General features: G+C 42.9%; 11 protein-coding genes. All 11 read left to right on the forward strand.

The features are described 5' to 3' along the window. The first annotated feature begins 36 nt into the window (after positions 1-36). Entirely contained in the window at positions 37-3,117 is a 3,081-nt protein-coding gene (locus BLR37_RS10605; RefSeq protein ID WP_090768292.1) for a SusC/RagA family TonB-linked outer membrane protein, read from the forward strand. Positions 3,118-3,184: 67 nt separating this feature from the next. After that, positions 3,185-4,903, forward strand: a complete 1,719-nt coding sequence (locus BLR37_RS10610; protein ID WP_090768295.1) for a RagB/SusD family nutrient uptake outer membrane protein — start codon at positions 3,185-3,187, stop codon at positions 4,901-4,903. A 102-nt stretch (positions 4,904-5,005) separates the two neighbouring features. Further along, positions 5,006-6,835 (forward strand): glycoside hydrolase family 2 protein, encoded by a 1,830-nt coding sequence (locus BLR37_RS10615; protein ID WP_039472188.1) that lies wholly within the window; start codon positions 5,006-5,008, stop codon positions 6,833-6,835. 3 nt (positions 6,836-6,838) lie between these two features. Beyond that, positions 6,839-7,912, forward strand: a complete 1,074-nt coding sequence (locus tag BLR37_RS10620) for an endo-1,4-beta-xylanase (RefSeq protein ID WP_090768298.1) — start codon at positions 6,839-6,841, stop codon at positions 7,910-7,912. Between the two features lie 12 nt (positions 7,913-7,924). Continuing rightward, positions 7,925-8,080 carry a hypothetical protein gene (locus BLR37_RS25340; protein ID WP_167356590.1) on the forward strand — a complete coding sequence of 52 codons (156 nt, stop codon included), beginning with the start codon at positions 7,925-7,927 and terminating at the stop codon, positions 8,078-8,080. A 250-nt stretch (positions 8,081-8,330) separates the two neighbouring features. Next, on the forward strand, positions 8,331-9,506 hold the full coding sequence (locus BLR37_RS10625) for a DUF5009 domain-containing protein (RefSeq protein WP_090768301.1): 1,176 nt from the start codon (positions 8,331-8,333) through the stop codon (positions 9,504-9,506). A 12-nt stretch (positions 9,507-9,518) separates the two neighbouring features. After that, positions 9,519-11,981, forward strand: coding sequence for a glycoside hydrolase family 2 protein (locus BLR37_RS10630; protein ID WP_090768304.1), 2,463 nt, complete (start codon positions 9,519-9,521; stop codon positions 11,979-11,981). A 6-nt stretch (positions 11,982-11,987) separates the two neighbouring features. Further along, positions 11,988-13,178, forward strand: a complete 1,191-nt coding sequence (locus tag BLR37_RS10635; protein WP_090768307.1) for an alginate lyase family protein — start codon at positions 11,988-11,990, stop codon at positions 13,176-13,178. Position 13,179: 1 nt separating this feature from the next. Continuing rightward, the gene (locus tag BLR37_RS10640) at positions 13,180-14,352 is read left to right on the forward strand and encodes a glycoside hydrolase family 88 protein (protein WP_341844514.1); all 1,173 of its coding nucleotides are present in this window, start codon (positions 13,180-13,182) and stop codon (positions 14,350-14,352) included. Positions 14,353-14,356: 4 nt separating this feature from the next. Then, complete coding sequence (locus BLR37_RS10645; protein WP_244154636.1) at positions 14,357-15,478, forward strand: glycoside hydrolase family 18 protein; 1,122 nt, start codon at positions 14,357-14,359, stop codon at positions 15,476-15,478. A 54-nt stretch (positions 15,479-15,532) separates the two neighbouring features. Further along, positions 15,533-16,999, forward strand: a complete 1,467-nt coding sequence (locus BLR37_RS10650) for a glycoside hydrolase family 30 protein (RefSeq protein WP_090768311.1) — start codon at positions 15,533-15,535, stop codon at positions 16,997-16,999. Positions 17,000-17,011: the final 12 nt, after the last annotated feature.

A 17,011-nucleotide genomic window follows, 5' to 3' on the forward strand; every position in this document is an offset into this window, starting at 1 on the left:
TGAGTTAATCAATGTAACGCAAAAAGACTATTGAAAATGAAATTCTTAAAATCAAAATATAAATATATAGCCTGCCTGCTCTTTTTATGGGCCTGCGTGCTAAACGTTTACAGCCAAACACCTGATGAGCAGCTTACGGTTACAGGAAGGGTAGTAGATCAGGACAAAAAGCCTGTGGCTGGTGTAGCAATCTCCATTCAGGAAGATAAGACCAATAAATCGGTTACCACTGGTGCCGACGGGCGATTTACGCTCGCAACCTCTACCAGCGATGTGCTTGTTTTTAAATATGTGGGCTATCTGAAGGTGCTTAAACCAGCAGCTGAAGTAAGCAAAGGTGATGTTGTTTTAACCAAAGCACTTATTGATGCCGGTGATAATGATAATGTATACATTCCGTTTGGTGTGAGGAAGAAGAGAGAAGTTACGGCTACCATCAGTACCATTACTACCGATAATTTACCGCAAATCCCATCTTCATCTTTAACCAATGTATTTACCGGCAGGTTACCCGGACTGGCCATTTATCCAAGCGGTTCGCAGCAACCAGGTTATGATGTATCAAGTTTTTTAATCCGCGGGCGTTCTTCTTACAACAGTAACCAGGAGCCTTTGGTGCTGGTAGATGGTATTGAGCGCGATTTCAGATCGATGGATTTAGGGGAAATAGAAAGTGTAAGTGTATTAAAAGATGCGGCAACACTGGCCTGGTATGGCATGTACTCGGCAAATGGCGTAATTTATGTTAAAACCAAAAGGGGCAGTGCTACTTCTACTAGCGTTACTTTCGATGCGCAGGCCGGTTTACAGGCACCTTTGCAAATTGCTGCGCCGTTGGATGCGTATACTTACGCGAGTTTATACAACGAGGCTGCTATTAACAGCGGTGGTACAGCAGTTTACAGTCCGGCAGCTTTACAGGCCTATCAGGATGGTTCAGATCCCATCAAATACCCAAACAACAATTTTGTACGCGATTTTACCAAGCGTGTAGCACCTACGCAGCGTTATGTAGCTACAGTTACCGGTGGTAATGCATTTATTAAATATTATACTTTGCTGAGCGCTTATCAGCAAGGTGGTTTTTATAAAGGTGGCCATAACGATACTTACGATGCCAATACCGATTTTAACCGCTATAATTTAAGAACCAACATCGATTTGCACGTAAACAAAAACCTGGATGTAGCTTTGGATATCGGCGGCAGGATTACCAATCTTACTTTCCCTAACGCGGGTACAGCAACCTTTTTATCAACGGTTTATTCAACCCCTGCCAATGCCTTTCCGGTTATTAATCCAAACGGATCGTATGGCGGAACATCGATATTTACCCAGAATAACCCGCAAGCCATGCTCGAGGCCAGGGGAGCCAGTACCGATCTGGTACGTAACATGATGGCCACCTTAAGTGCCCGTCAGAAAATGGATGGTATATTAAAAGGCCTCACAGCCGAAGTATTTTATGCTTACGATATTGCCGGTGCATACCGTTCAGGCTTCAGTCAGCAGTATGCCACCTCAGAGTTAAAAGCCGATGGTACTTACACTACTTACGGTACGCCGGTTAAGGTCGATTATCAGGCCAACGCATTTTCAGGTAACATCCGTAAAAGTGAGTTTTGGGCTGGTTTCGATTACAACAGAATCTTTGGTAAGCACGATATTAAATTCAGTACCCGGGTTTCGCGGGCAAACTATGCTTCTTTCGGGAGTTTAGATGTACGTCGCGAGGGTTGGTCTAACCGCTTATCTTACAATTATATGCAGCGTTATTTTCTGGATCTAACTGCTGCTTATGCCGGTTCAGAGAATTTTGCACCAGGTTCGCGTTATGGTTTCTTCCCCGCTGCATCGGCAGGTTGGATCATTTCCGACGAAGACTTTATGAAAGGTTCGACAAATTTTCTCGATTTCTTAAAAATCAGGGGTTCTTACGGGCTGGTAGGTAACGATGCCATTGGCTCGGCTAGAAGGTTTGCTTACAACGATTTCTTTACCAGAAGTGCTGCAGGTTATACCTTTGGTACGGGTTATACCGGTGTAAGCGGCTCGGGCCAGCTGGCTTTGGCTAACCCTTTCTTAACCTGGGAAAAAGCTTATAAAACCAGTGTAGGTTTCGATGCTAAACTGTTTAAACAGGCGCTATCTATCAGTGCCGATTATTTTTACGAAGACCGCAAAGATTTAACCACTGCATCGCTGCTGCCAAGTTTGTTGGGCCAGTCGTTAATTTATGTTAACGAGGGTGAGGCATCTTACAAAGGTTTCGAAACCGGTATCAATTTCAATAAAAAACTAGGTGGCGTAAACCTGAACGTATTTGGTAACATCACTTACAATACCAGTAAAATATTGGCCATTAACGAAGGTGCCGGATTACCTGATTACCAAAAGCAGCTGGGGCATCCCATTTCTAGTGTAATTTCTCCGGCAGCTACTGCCAATACAGCTGCGGGTTACGTGAGTATGATGCTCATTTCTGATGGTATTTTCCAGAATCAGGCGCAAATTGATGCATCGGCGAAGCAGATTTTATCTAAAGATGTTAAGCCTGGCGATATTAAATATGTAGATCAGAATGGTGACGGTGTAATTAACGATCTTGACCGCGTAAGAACCGATTTCAATTTCGTTCCAAAAGCCTATTTCGGTTTTGGTGCTTCAGTCTCTTATGCCAATTTTGATGCTAACTTCCTGTTTCAGGGCACCAGCGGCCGCTCCATTACTATACAGCAACTCGTAAATGCAGGCAATACCAATAATGGCTTTTTAAACCAGTTCAGTGTAGATCGCTGGACACCGGATAATCCCGGAGCGCCTTATCCAAGATTGTTGTTAACCGATAGGGGTAACAATACCGCTGCTTCCGATTTCTGGATCAGATCAGGCGATTATATCCGCTTAAAAAATGTTGAAATTGGTTATTCCTTATCACCTTCATTTGTCAAAAAGTTAAAAATCAAACAGCTGCGTTTTTATGCCAGTGGCTTAAACCTGCTCACTTTCGATAAACTGGGCGATTTGCCAATCGATCCTGAATTACCGGAGTCGGGTTACAATTCATCTTATCCATACATGAAAATATATTCGTTCGGTGTGAATTTGAAATTTTAACAGCTAAGACCGTGAAGCCGATCGGGATGCAAATTCTGGCAGGCTTCACCTTAAAAAACTAAAAGAGATGAAAAAAAATATATTTTATTCAATCCTGATTCTGGCCATAAGCTGCTCTGCAGGATGTAAAAAAAGCGGATTTCTTCAGGACGGCGAGTTTAGCGGGGGGAACGACATTACCCAGGCGCAGTTGTGGGCCAATCCGGATTATGCCCGTAATTTCCTGAACAATGTTTATGCATCACTTTCTGATCGCTATGACCTTGACGATGGCGCATTGCTGGCTTCAGCTTCTGATGAGGCCGTAAATTCCAACCAAAACTCATCGGTTAACATTTTAAACAACGGCACCTGGAGCCCCGTTAAAACTTTTGATGATGTGTATTTTGCCATGTATTCGGGTATCCGCAAAGCCAATATGTTTCTCGAAAATATAGATGGAGCGGTAATTGTGCCTGCCGACGAAACTTTTCCGTTAAATAATGCGGCAAATCAGGGTTTGGCTCCGCAAATTGCCCGTTTAAAAGGTCAGGCATATTTCCTGCGCGCGTTTTTCCAGTTCGAACTGCTTAAACGTTATGGTAGTTTTGCCATTGTAACGCGTACTTTAACAGTAACCGATGATCTGGATTTACCCAGAAATTCTTTTGATGATTGCGTAAAGCAAATTTCTTCTGATTGTGAGGAAGCCATTTTGCGTCTGCCTTTATCGCCAACCGAATGGAATACCCCTTTGCGTGGAAGAGCTACTCAAACCGCTGCAATGGCACTTAAAGCCCGTTTGTTGCTATACGCGGCTAGTCCGCAATATAACCCTGGTGGTGATGTGGCTAAATGGCAGGCTGCTGCAGATGCGGCAAAGCGGATTATCGATACCGGTAAGCATGGTATTTATACTTCTTATCCCAATATCTGGTTATGGAATAATGGTGCCTTTAATAATGAAACCATTTTTGCTACCGCAACCTTAAACACCAATACCATTGAGCAGAACAACGCACCAGTGAGTTACGATGCCGCTAATGGCCGTACTAACCCCACACAAGAGCTTGTTGATGCTTTTGAAATGAAAACTACCGGCAGAATGATTAGCGATGCTGCTTCCGGGTATTCGGCAACAGCACCTTATACCAACCGCGATCCGCGTTTAAACTTTGCCATCATGTACAATGGTTCTACTTTTAAAAGCAAACCCGTTGAGACCTTTGTTGGTGGTAAAGATGGTTTGGGTTTGAACGTAAATGCGACCAAAACCGGTTATTATATGCGTAAATACCTGAGCGAAAGTGCATCATGGGCCGGTAACAGTGCTACCGTACGTCGTCCGTGGATTTTCTTCCGCTATGCAGAAGTACTTTTAAATTACGCTGAAGCCTTAAACGAGGCGCAAGGTACCGGTGCATTAACGCAGATTTTAACAAGTTTAAATGCTATAAGAGCTAGAACTGGTGTGGCGATGCCTGCTTTGCAAACCACCAATCCAGCTGCAAACGGTTATGTGGCACCAACCAAAGAAGAGTTGCGTAAACGCATCCGTAACGAGCGCAGGGTAGAGCTTTGTTTCGAAGAGCAACGTTTTTACGATGTGCGCAGGTGGAAAGAAGGTGAAATTACATTTAACAAAGCTGTTACAGGAATGCGGATTACCCAGGTAAGTCCGGGCACCTTTACCTATGCGCCTTTTACCGTAGAAAACAGGGTTTTTACTGCTAAAAACTACTTATATCCCATTTCTCAGAACGAATTAAATAAGGCACCAAAGCTGGGACAGAACCCCGGTTATTAAAAAAAACCAGATTTTGCTCAAATTTAGGCGGACGGTGGAAACACCGTCCGTTAATTAATTGTTAGTTTTGGGATAATCAAATAATTAATAAAAACTTAAGTTATGCTAAAAAGAACCTATAGCGTATTTATAATCTGCTTTTCGCTTCTTTCATCAATCAGTTACGGTCAGGTTACGGCTATACAAAATATTCAGGCACGTAAAATCCAGAGCCTGAATGGAAAATGGAACTACATTGTAGATCCTTATGAAAACGGTTATTACGATTACCGTCACGAACCATTCGATCAGTCTAAAACCGGAACCGGTGGCTATTTTGATGATAAAGTACAAAAAGATAAGTCAGAACTGATTGAGTATGATTTCGACCATTCGCCGCAAATGAATGTTCCCGGCGACTGGAATTCGCAATCAGAAAAATTAGAACTTTACGAAGGCAATGTTTGGCTGCGCAAAAAGTTTGATGCAAAACCCGAAAAAGGAAAAAGATATTTTGTGTATTTCGGTGCGGTAAATTACGAGGCACACGTGTACCTGAACGGTAAGAAACTCGGTGTACATAAAGGTGGTTTTACACCTTTCCAGTTCGATGTTACCGGTAATTTAAAAGCAGGCGAAAATTCAATCGTGCTTAAGGTTGATAATATCCGCAAGCAAGATGAAATTCCGACGGTAAATACCGACTGGTGGAATTATGGCGGCATTACCCGCGATGTTTTCCTGGCCGAATTTCCGGAACATTTCATCAGCGATTATAAACTTCAGCTGGTAAAAGGCAACAATAACCTGTTAAATTTCTCGGTAAAACTGGCCGATGCCACTTCGGGTCAGGAGGTTACTTTGTCTATTCCCGAACTTAAGTTAGAGAAAAAATATAAAACCGATAGTGAAGGTAAAATTACCGATGAATTTACCTGGAACAACCTCAGTTTGTGGTCGCCCGAAAGCCCTAAGCTTTATGGCGTAAACATCAAAACCGATAAGGAAGACATTAACGATAAAATTGGTTTCAGAACCATTCAGGTAGATGGCGATAGCATTTTGTTAAATGGCAAATCGGTGTTTTTAAGAGGTATTTCATTGCACGATGAAAACCCGCTTTTGGCCGGCCGTTTACGCTCAGAAGGCGATATGCGCATGATGTTGCAGTGGGCAAAAGATATGAACTGTAACTATGTACGTTTGGCACATTATCCGCACAACGAAGAAATGATCCGTTTGGCTGATGAGATGGGCTTGCTGGTTTGGGCAGAGGTTCCGGTTTACTGGACCATCAGCTGGACAAATCCCGCTACTTACGCCAATGCCAAACAGCAGCTTACCGATTTAATTGTACGCGATAAAAACCGCGCCAGTGTAATCGTATGGTCGATAGGAAATGAAACTCCTTTAAGCAGTGCACGGTTAAGCTTTATGAGCAACCTGGCCGAAACTGCCCGCACGCTTGATGATACCCGTTTGGTTGCAGCGGCGTTAGAAGTACACCGTGACGGAAATAACATCATTTTAAACGATCCACTCGGTGAGAAAATAGATTTGGTGAGCTTTAATGAGTATGCAGGCTGGTATTGGGGAGGCAATCCTTCCGAAATTACCAAATACAATTTCGATATCAAGTACAAAAAACCAGTGGTTATTACAGAGTTTGGCGGCGATGCCTTAGGTGGTTTCCATGCCGATGAAAATACACGCTGGAGTGAAGAATACCAGGAAGCCTTATACAAAAACCAGATTACCCTGTTAAGTAAAATTGGTGCCTTACGCGGCATGACACCATGGATTTTAACCGATTTCCGATCGCCCAGAAGACAGCATCCTATTTACCAGAACTTCTGGAACCGCAAAGGTTTAATTAGCGAAACCGGCAAGAAAAAGAAAGCTTTTTACGTACTCAAAGATTTTTACGGCCAAATGCAGGCCAAATACAAATAAACAATGAACAGATTTACGACAATTGGTTTTGCTACGAAATTGATGCTTTCGGCATCGTTGTTAACCATTTCTTGTGCCAAGAGTACCGCTATCGATACTCCAATAATAAAGGCAGAAGAAAGCTTGCAGAAAAATATGCCTTTTCCGATGGGAGCGGCCTTAAATGTAAGTTTGTTAAAGAGCAATTCCAGTTATCGTAATCTGATAATTAAAGAATTCAATAGCTTTACCGCCGAAAATGCAATGAAATTTGCTTCGGTACATCCTGCTAAAGATACCTACACCTGGGCCGATGCCGATTATCTGGTCGATTTTGCCCTGGCCAATGGCAAACGTGTGCACGGGCATACCTTAAACTGGTACCAGTCGCTGCCAGATTGGGTTAAAAACTTTCAGGGAACCACAGCCGACTGGGAAAATTTATTGAAAACCCATATCCAGACTGTGGTTGGGCATTTCAAAGGTAAAGTCGCTTCGTGGGATGTGGTAAACGAAGCGGTTAACGAAGATGGCACCCTGCGCAGCACCATCTGGCTGGAGAAACTGGGCGCCGACTATATCAGCAGGGCATTTCAATACGCACATGAGGCAGATCCCAATGCCCTGCTTTTTTACAACGATTACGGGCATGAGTACAGTACTACCAAGCGTACCGCCATCATCAATCTGGTTAACGATTTAAAAAGTAAAGGCATCCCGATTGACGGGATTGGCCTGCAAATGCATACCAACATAACCCAAACCGATGCTAATTTAACTGCCGCAATTACAACCGCTGCGGCAACCGGACTAAAAGTCCATATTTCTGAAATTGATATCTCGCTTAATCCGGCCAATACACCAGGGGCAACTTATACTGATGCTTTAGCCGAACAACAGGCTGCCAAATATAAAACCATTGTTAAAGCTTATAATGTCATACCCAAAAATCAGCAGTTTGGCATTACGCAATGGAATGTTACCGATGGTGATAGCTGGATTTTATCATTTTATAAACGTGCCGACTGGCCTTTACCATTCGATGCACAATACCAGCGTAAAGCAGCTTATCAGGGAATTTTAGACGGCGTTAAATAGCAAAATATATCCATGAAAAAACATCTTTCACTGGCCTTAATTTTAGGCCTTTCTGCCACCGCTGCAGTCGCGCAGGATGGTACAGCTGGTTGGTGGGCCACCAACCATTGGAGCAACCGTCACCCTGAATTTATTTCAGGGTCTCTGGTTGAGAAAGAGTGGCTTTAGTTGAGAGGTGCTGAAATAAATCCGATAACTATCGGATCAGCATGACGATATAGTTTAGAAGGACTAAATAGGATAAATGAAATACACCCTGCCTTCCGTGTTTCCGTGGCAAAAAAGTTAGCCACTTATGCGTGAAAAACAAGATGAGCCTAATCTGGTTGGTGAGCCACCAACCATTGAATAGAAATAATTTGCTTTGTGCAGATAGTGCCTTTGTGGTTAAATAAAAAAATACTAATTCCTAAATAACATGAGCCAACTACCGCTCCGTATTTTATCGATCGATGTTTTAAGGGCCATCACCATGTTGCTGATGATCTTTGTAAACGACGTGGCTGGCGTGTCGCATATCCCCGAATGGATTAAACATACCGATGCCAATGTAGATGGATTGGGTTTTTCTGACCTGATTTTCCCTGCGTTTTTGTTCATTGTAGGGCTTTCACTGCCTTTTGCTTTGGCAAACAGAAAGAAAAAGGGCGATAACGTTTGGCAACTCATCGGCTACATTGCCTTAAGGTCGCTGGCGCTCATTGTGATGGGCTTTTTTCATGTTAATTTAGAAAATTACAATCAGGCATTGGCCTTATTACCATACCCGGTGTATACGCTTTTGGTTACGCTGGCTTTTTTTCTTATCTGGTTAGATTATGCCGGTGATATTTCGAGAGCAAAAAAATATAGCTTTATTGCTTTGGGGATTGTTTTATTGGCTGCCATGGCCTTGCTCTACAAAGGTGGTACTGCCGAAGATTCGCAGGGTTTAAAGCCACATTGGTGGGGTATTTTGGGCATTATTGGCTGGGCTTATCTCGTTTCGGCCCTGGTATTTTTATTATGCCGTTCCAGTTTGCTGGCACTCATGGCTGCCTTTACGGTTTTTGCAGCCATTAATGTAAGTAGCCATTTGGGCTTGCTAAAGCTGCATATTCCAATTGTTGGCGATGCTTCTTCCATTACATTAATGCTTGCAGGTGCTTTGCTCGCTACCTTATATACGAAAACCACAGGAGCGGGCAAATCAGCCGATTTTTGGTTTTTAACTGCCTTTTACGGCTTGCTGGCTTTTTGCTTCGGTATGTTTATCAGGCCTTATGCCGGTGGTATTTCTAAAATTTATGCCACGCCCGCCTGGGTATTTGTGTGTCTTGGCATCTCTATCCTGGTGTTCGAATTTTTGATTTTTCTGGTAGATGTGAAAGGTAAAAAAGATTGGTTTAAATGGATCAAGCCTGCCGGAACAAGTACTTTAACCTGTTACCTAATTCCATATCTGCTATATGCCCTGATGGGGATTGTGCATTTCCATTACCCACATTTCTTAAATACCGGTGTAGGTGGAATCCTCAGGTCGGTTTTCATTTCCTTTCTGGTAATTGGTATTGTGGCCTTTTTGGAAAAGAAAAAATTGCGTTTAAAAGTTTAATTTTTAAAATAGATGTTAAAACAAATTAAGTATATAGGTTCGTTTATTTTGTTGTTATTCAGTAATTTATTGTTTGCCCAGCAATCGGTAAGGTTAAATAACAACTGGGAATTTTTAAAGCAGGATTTAGGTGGTGTTTGGGAGGCTGTGCGGCCTGTGGGTTTAGGTAATCCCGAATCTGTTCCGCTGTGGCAGAAGGTAAGCCTGCCACATTGTGTAAATGCCGAAGATGCCGTAGATCCCGATGTAAATTATTACCAGGGGCCAGCCTGGTACCGTACCAACCTCAAGATCGAAAACCCATACCAAAACGGACGTACCATTTTGCATTTCGAAGGTGCCGGACAGAAAACCGAAGTATATGTGTACACCACAAAAGTAGCCACGCATGTAGGGGGCTACGACGAATGGACGGCTGACATTACCGACGCAGTTGTGGCTTTCCAAAAAACAGAAGTTTACCAGAAGCAGTTTAAAGGAAAGGTGCCGGTTGCCGTACGTACAGATAATTCACGCGACCTCGAAATGATCCCTTCCGATCTCTCTGATTTTAACGTTTACGGCGGCATTTATCGTTACCTTAATCTGGTTTATGCGCCAGCTCTATCGGTCGATAAGATGTTTGCTAAGGCCGAGGTTGATGCACAGGGGAAAATGGGTAAACTGAACGTAAAAACGCGTTTGTATAATCCTTCAGGCTTAAATAATGCCACTATTGAATTAAAGTTGATTGATCCCGCAGGTAAAATCGTGGCAAAAACATTGCAGAAGCCTGGGGATTTAACCGGCGATTTAGATTTGTGGACAGTCGAAGTAAAGAAACCGCAATTGTGGTCAACAGATAAACCTGCACAATATACCCTGCAATATGAAATCATTTCAACTAGTGGAAATTACAAGCGCGAAGAGAAGATCGGTTTCCGCAATATCGAATTCGTAGAAAAGGGCCCTTTTAAACTAAACGGACAACGTTTGTTGTTGCGTGGTACCCATCGTCACGAAGACCATGCGGGTGTAGCTGCTGCCATGACCGAGGGCATGATCCGCCAGGAAATGCAAATGATGAAAGATATGGGCGTTAATTTCATCCGACTGGGGCATTACCAGCAATCGCGCATTGTTTTAAACCTTTGCGATAGTTTGGGGATTATGGTGTGGGAAGAAATTCCCTGGTGCCGCGGCGGTTTAGGTGGCCCGGTGTACCAGCAACAAGCCAAAAGGATGCTCACCAATATGGTAGAACAACATTACAACCACCCCGCCATTATTATCTGGGGAATAGGTAATGAAAACGACTGGCCAGGCGATTTTCCGGAGTTCGACAAAGAAAAAATCCGGGCTTTTATGAAAGAACTAAACGATTTATCGCATAAACTGGATAAATCGCGCTATACGGCCATTCGCCGTTGCGATTTTTGCAGCGATATTGTGGATGTATATTCGCCCTCGATCTGGGCGGGTTGGTACCGCGGTGCTTTTACCGATTATAAAAAAGCATCAGAAGATGAATTTGCCAAAGTTAAGCGCTTTTTGCACGTAGAGTGGGGTGGAGATAGTCATGCTTTACGCCATTCAGAGAATCCTGATAAAGCTTTAGGTAAAATTAAAACAGGCGGCGCAACCGATGAGCGTGCAGGCGATGCTTCATTATACGGTGGTGCAGCCCGGATTTCTAAAGATGGCGATTGGAGCGAATCTTATATCACCAACTTAATCGACTGGCATTTAAAAGAGCAGGAAAATATGCCCTGGTTAAGTGGTACAGCCTACTGGCCTTTTAAAGATTTTTCTACACCGGTGCGTCCCGATAACCCGGTACCTTACATGAACCAGAAAGGGGTGGTTGAACGCGATTTTACCAAAAAAGAAGCCTATTATGTTTTTCAGTCATATTGGACAAGTCAGCCTATGGCCCACATTTACGGACATAGTTGGCCGGTACGCTGGGGCGATGAAGGCGAAGAAAAAATGGTAAAGGTGTATTCGAATTGTACCGAAGCCGAAATTTTCCTGAACGGAAAAAGCTTTGGTACTAAAAAGAGAAATAGTCAGGATTACCCTGCAGCTGGCCTGCGCTGGAACCTGCCATTTGTAAAAGGCGAAAACACCGTAAAAGTGATTGCTAAAAAAGGGAAGGAAACGGTAACTGATGAAATTAAATTTACCTATCAGACCGAAAAATGGGCCAAACCAAGTCAGCTGGAGTTAAAGAAAATCGATCAGCAGGGCGATATCGCTACGGTAGAAGTAAAGCTGCTGGATAACCGGAATGTACTTTGTTTAGATGCCATCAACTGGATTAGTTTTGGTTTAACCGGAGATGGTAAATTAATTGACAATCAGGGTACTTCTTCTGGTTCACGTAAAGTGCAGGCTTACAACGGCAGGGCAATTATTAAAGTTAAATTAAACAAGGGGCAAAGCATGGTTTCGGTTGCTTCCGAAGGTTTAAAAACAGTATTCACCACACTATAATTTAGCATGAAAAGAATTATTTCAACCGTATTTCTTGTTGCTTGTTGCTGGGTTGCAACAACTTTTAATTCAGCCGCTCAGCAAACTACAAAGGCAGGTAGTTTAGAAAAAGAAGCTACAGCTTTATTAAAAAAGCAGATCCTGACTGAAGCTGCCTGGGCTATGAAACAAACCCCGGTTACGATTACCGATTCCTCATCGCCAAGAAGTACAGGAGGTAAGCACGATTTTTTCTCCGAAGCCGATTATTTCTGGCCTGATCCTCAAAATCCTGACGGACCATACATTAACCGCGATGGGATGACCAATCCCGATAACTTTGTAGCGCACCGCAAAGCCATGATCCGTTTCAGCAAGATCATAGGTGCCTTGGCATCGGCTTATAAAATTACCGGCGATGAAAAATATGTGCAGCAAGCCGTTAAACACTTTCAAGCCTGGTTTATCAATTCAGCAACGCTGATGAACCCAAACCTGCTTTTCGCACAGGCCGTAAAAGGCCGGTTCACCGGGCGTAATTACGGCATTATCGATACTATACATCTAATGGAAGTGGCACAGGGAGCGCTGGTGATGCAAAAAGCAAAAGCTTTCGATCCTGAAACCGCAAAAAGAATAAAAAAATGGTTCAGCGATTATACCTTATGGCTAAACACCAGCAAGCCCGGTATTCAGGAAAAAACCGTAAAAAATAATCACGCCACTTGCTGGGCCATGCAGGTTGCATCCTTTGCTAAATTATGTGGCGACGAAAGCATGCTTGATTCGCTGCGCAACAGTTATAAAACCATTCTTTTGCCTAACCAAATGGGAAACGATGGCAGTTTTCCGCTTGAAATAGCCCGCACCAAACCTTACGGCTATTCGATTTTTAACCTCGATGCCATGACCATGCTTTGCCAGATCCTGTCAACCCCTAAAGATAATCTTTGGAATTTCGAAACTGCCGATGGCAAATCCATTAAAAAAGGGCTTAGTTATTTATACCCTTTTATTGCTGACAAAAGCAAATGGACGCTAACGCCAGATGTAATGTACTGGGAAAACTGGCCGGTGGCCCAACCCTTTTTGCTGTTTGGCGCTGTACAATTCAATCAAGGCAACTGGTATACCACCTGGGCCAAATTAGACCATCAGCCTCAGGTAGAAGAAGTAATTAGAAATTTACCTATCCGTAACCCTTTAATCTGGTTATAATATGAACATGAAAATAACGCTAACGGCACTAAGTATGCTGTTTATCACCACAGTAAAAGCACAAAAAACCGATGTGAAGAAGGCATTTGCTGCAGCAGCCAAACAAACCGATGTATTGGTTAAAAATGTAGATTCGGCACGCAAAATAAAGCCTAATCTTGTTTCACCCCGCACCGTAGAAAATGGCGAGTTTAAAATGGTCATTTCTAAAGACTGGACCAGTGGTTTCTTTCCGGCAGAGCTCTGGTATTTCTATCAATACACCCAAGATAAAAAGTGGCTCGATCTGGCCCGGAAATATACTGAGGATATTAAAAAGGAACAGTTTAATAAAGGAACACACGATTTAGGTTTCATGGTTTATTGTCCCTTTGGCAATGGCTACCGCTTAACTAACGATCCGGCCTACCGCGCAGTAATTATCCAGGCAGCAAAATCGCTTTCTACCCGTTTTAATGCTAAAACAGGAGTTTTAAAATCTTGGGACCATAGTGGTACCAAATGGAAATTTCCGGTAATTATCGATAACATGATGAACCTGGAGCTGCTTTTCGAAACCACTAAGTTAACGGGCGACTCATCTTTCTATAAAATTGCTGTTTCGCATGCCAATACCACACTTAAAAATCATTTCCGTCCCGATTTTAGTTCTTACCATGTAATTGACTATGATACATTAACTGGTAATGTGCGGAAGAAAGAAACGGCGCAGGGCTATGCAAACGAATCGGCATGGGCCCGCGGGCAGGCATGGGCACTGTATGGCTATACCATGTGCTACCGCGAAACTAAAAACAAAGCATATCTGGCTCAGGCCGATGGTGTTGCAGGTTTTATCTTAAATAGTAAAATTACCCCGGCCGATGGCATTCCATACTGGGATTATAACGATCCTAAAATCCCGGAGGTATCCAGAGATGCTTCTGCAGCAGCAATTACTGCTTCAGCACTTTACGAGCTGGCCAAATACAGCAGCAATGCAAAAAAATACAAAGCAGCTGCCGATAAGATTTTATACAGCTTGAGCACCAAGTACACCAGCAAACTTGGCGATAATTATGGTTTTATCCTTGAGCACAGCACAGGTCACCGCCCGGCTAAATCGGAGATAGATGTGCCGATTAACTATGCTGATTATTACTATCTGGAAGCTTTATTGAGAAGTAAAAACTAAGAAGATGAAAACTGTAAAGCTATTTATTTTTGCGTTTGCAGTAACCGGCATTTTGCTGGCCATGCGTACCGACCGCGCCCCCAAAAATAAGGTAGTGATCGGCTACGTTGGTGGTTATAAAGGCCTGGTTGATGTGAGTAAAATTTCGGCTGAGCAACTCACACACATTAATTATGCTTTTGTTGATGTAAAAAATAACTGCGCTTACTTACACCGTGAAGCCACCGATACCACTAATCTGCAGCGGCTAAACCTGCTTAAACGTAAAAATCCGGCACTTAAAATCCTGATTTCGATTGGAGGATGGGCCTGGAGCGAAAATTTCTCAGATGCCGCACTTACGGATACTTCGCGCAAGGCTTTTGCTGCCAGTGCCGTTAAAATTATCGAAAAATATAAGCTGGATGGGGTAGACATTGATTGGGAATATCCCGCAATTGCCGGTGAAGAAGGTAATGTTTTCAGGCCTGAAGATAAGCAGAATTTTACCCTCTTGCTTAAAGAATTACGTTTGGAGCTTGATACACTTGAAAAACAGGAACGAACCAAAAAGCTCTTAACCATAGCCGTAGGTGGTTTTACCAATTTCATCAACCATACCGAAATGGATAAAGCCCAGCAATACCTGGATTTTGTGAACCTGATGACTTACGATTTTTATCATGGCAAATTAGCAGGGCACCATACCAATTTGTACAATTCTAAAACCCATCCGGCAGAAAATTATGCGGATAAAACCTTTCGCGAGTTTGTGGCCGCAGGTGTTCCGCCGGCAAAACTGGTAATGGGGATTGCTTTTTACAGCAGGGCATTTACCCTTAGCCCCGGCGCCACAAAAGGATTAGGTGATACTGTGTTAAGCAGCAGGTACGGAAAGGGTTATACTTTTATTAAAGATAGCCTCGTGAACCAAAAAGGTTTTACCAAATACTACGATAAAGCGGCCAAAGCGCCATATATCTACAACGCTGCTACACAAGAATACATGACATTCGATGATGAGCAATCGGTAAAAGAAAAATGTGCTTATGTGCTCAAAAACGGAATGGGTGGGGTAATGTTCTGGGAGTATGACTCAGATTTAAATGGTTATTTGCTCAACCAGATCAATAAAAGTTTAAAGTAATAAAGCATTCAGTGCTATTGAACATGGTGTCGCATCCATAAATATTTAATTAAGATGAAACATAATTTAAGCCTCCTGTTAATATTAGCTACAGCATTTAATGTTGCTGCTCAAAACAAAAAAACAGTTAAACCGGCAGCCGTTTACAGTGTTGCCAATAAAAAAGTAACGGTTTTCACCACTGCCGAAAAAACTGAATACCGCATCAGCAAAACCGAAACGCTAAATTTCGTAGCCAATAAGCAGCCTTTTGAAACAGAGCCTTGCATTTTTGTCGACCCGACTATAAAATACCAAAGCCTTGTGGGGATTGGCGGAGCTTTAACCGATGCCTCTGCCGAAACATTTGCCAAACTCTCTAAAAAGAATCAGCAGGAATTGCTTCAGGCCTATTATAACCCGGATAAAGGCATTGGTTATACTTTGGCCCGTACCAATATTGCCAGTTGCGATTTCTCGAGCGGAAGTTATACCTATGTGCAGGATAATGATAAAGATTTGAAAACCTTTAGTGTAGCGCACGATCAGGATTATAAAATCCCCTTAATTAAACAAGCTATTACAGCTGCCGGAGGCAAACTGCCTTTGTTCGTGAGTCCATGGTCGCCACCCGCCTGGATGAAAGATAATAACAGTTTACTGCAAGGTGGTCATTTATTGCCGGCATTTCGCCAAAGCTGGGCCAACCACTACGTAAAGTTTATTAAAACTTACGAGGGGATGGGCATTCCAATCTGGGGTTTAAGTGTGCAAAATGAGCCTATGGCCAAACAAAAATGGGAATCATGCTTGTTTACTGCTGAGGAAGAACGCGATTTTATCAAAAACTTTTTGGGACCTACGCTTCAAAAATCGGGCTTAGCTACTAAAAAGCTCATTGCCTGGGACCATAACCGCGATCAGATTTTTCAGCGCGCCAGCACCATTTTAAACGATAAAGATGCTGCTAAATACGTTTGGGGCATTGGTTTTCACTGGTACGAAACCTGGACAGGTAGCGCTATGCAGTTTGGAAACGTAAAACAAACTCATGAAGCTTATCCCGATAAAGCTTTGATTTTTACCGAGGGTTGTAAAGAGAAATACGATGTAAACAAACTCGACGACTGGACTTTAGGCGAGCGTTATGGTTATTCGATGATTAACGATTTCAACTCCGGGACAGCCGCCTGGACAGATTGGAACATTCTTTTAGATGAAAAAGGTGGGCCGAACCATGTAGGGAATTTCTGTTTTGCACTGGTACATGCCGATACCAAAAACGATAAATTGATTTACACAAATGCCTACTATTATATGGGACATTTTTCTAAATTTATCCGCCCGGGCGCTAAACGAATTGGATCGGCTTCCAGCCGCGATAAACTGCAAACCACCGCTTTCTTAAATACCGATGGAAAGCTGGTTGTAGTCGTAATGAATCAAACGGACGATAAATTAAAATACAGTTTATGGATTAAAGGCGAGGCTGCAACCACAACAAGTCTGCCGCACTCCATAACCACATTAGTAGTAGAATAAACTAAAAAACTA

It is taken from the genome of Pedobacter soli (assembly GCF_900101435.1).
Lineage (GTDB): Bacteria > Bacteroidota > Bacteroidia > Sphingobacteriales > Sphingobacteriaceae > Pedobacter > Pedobacter soli.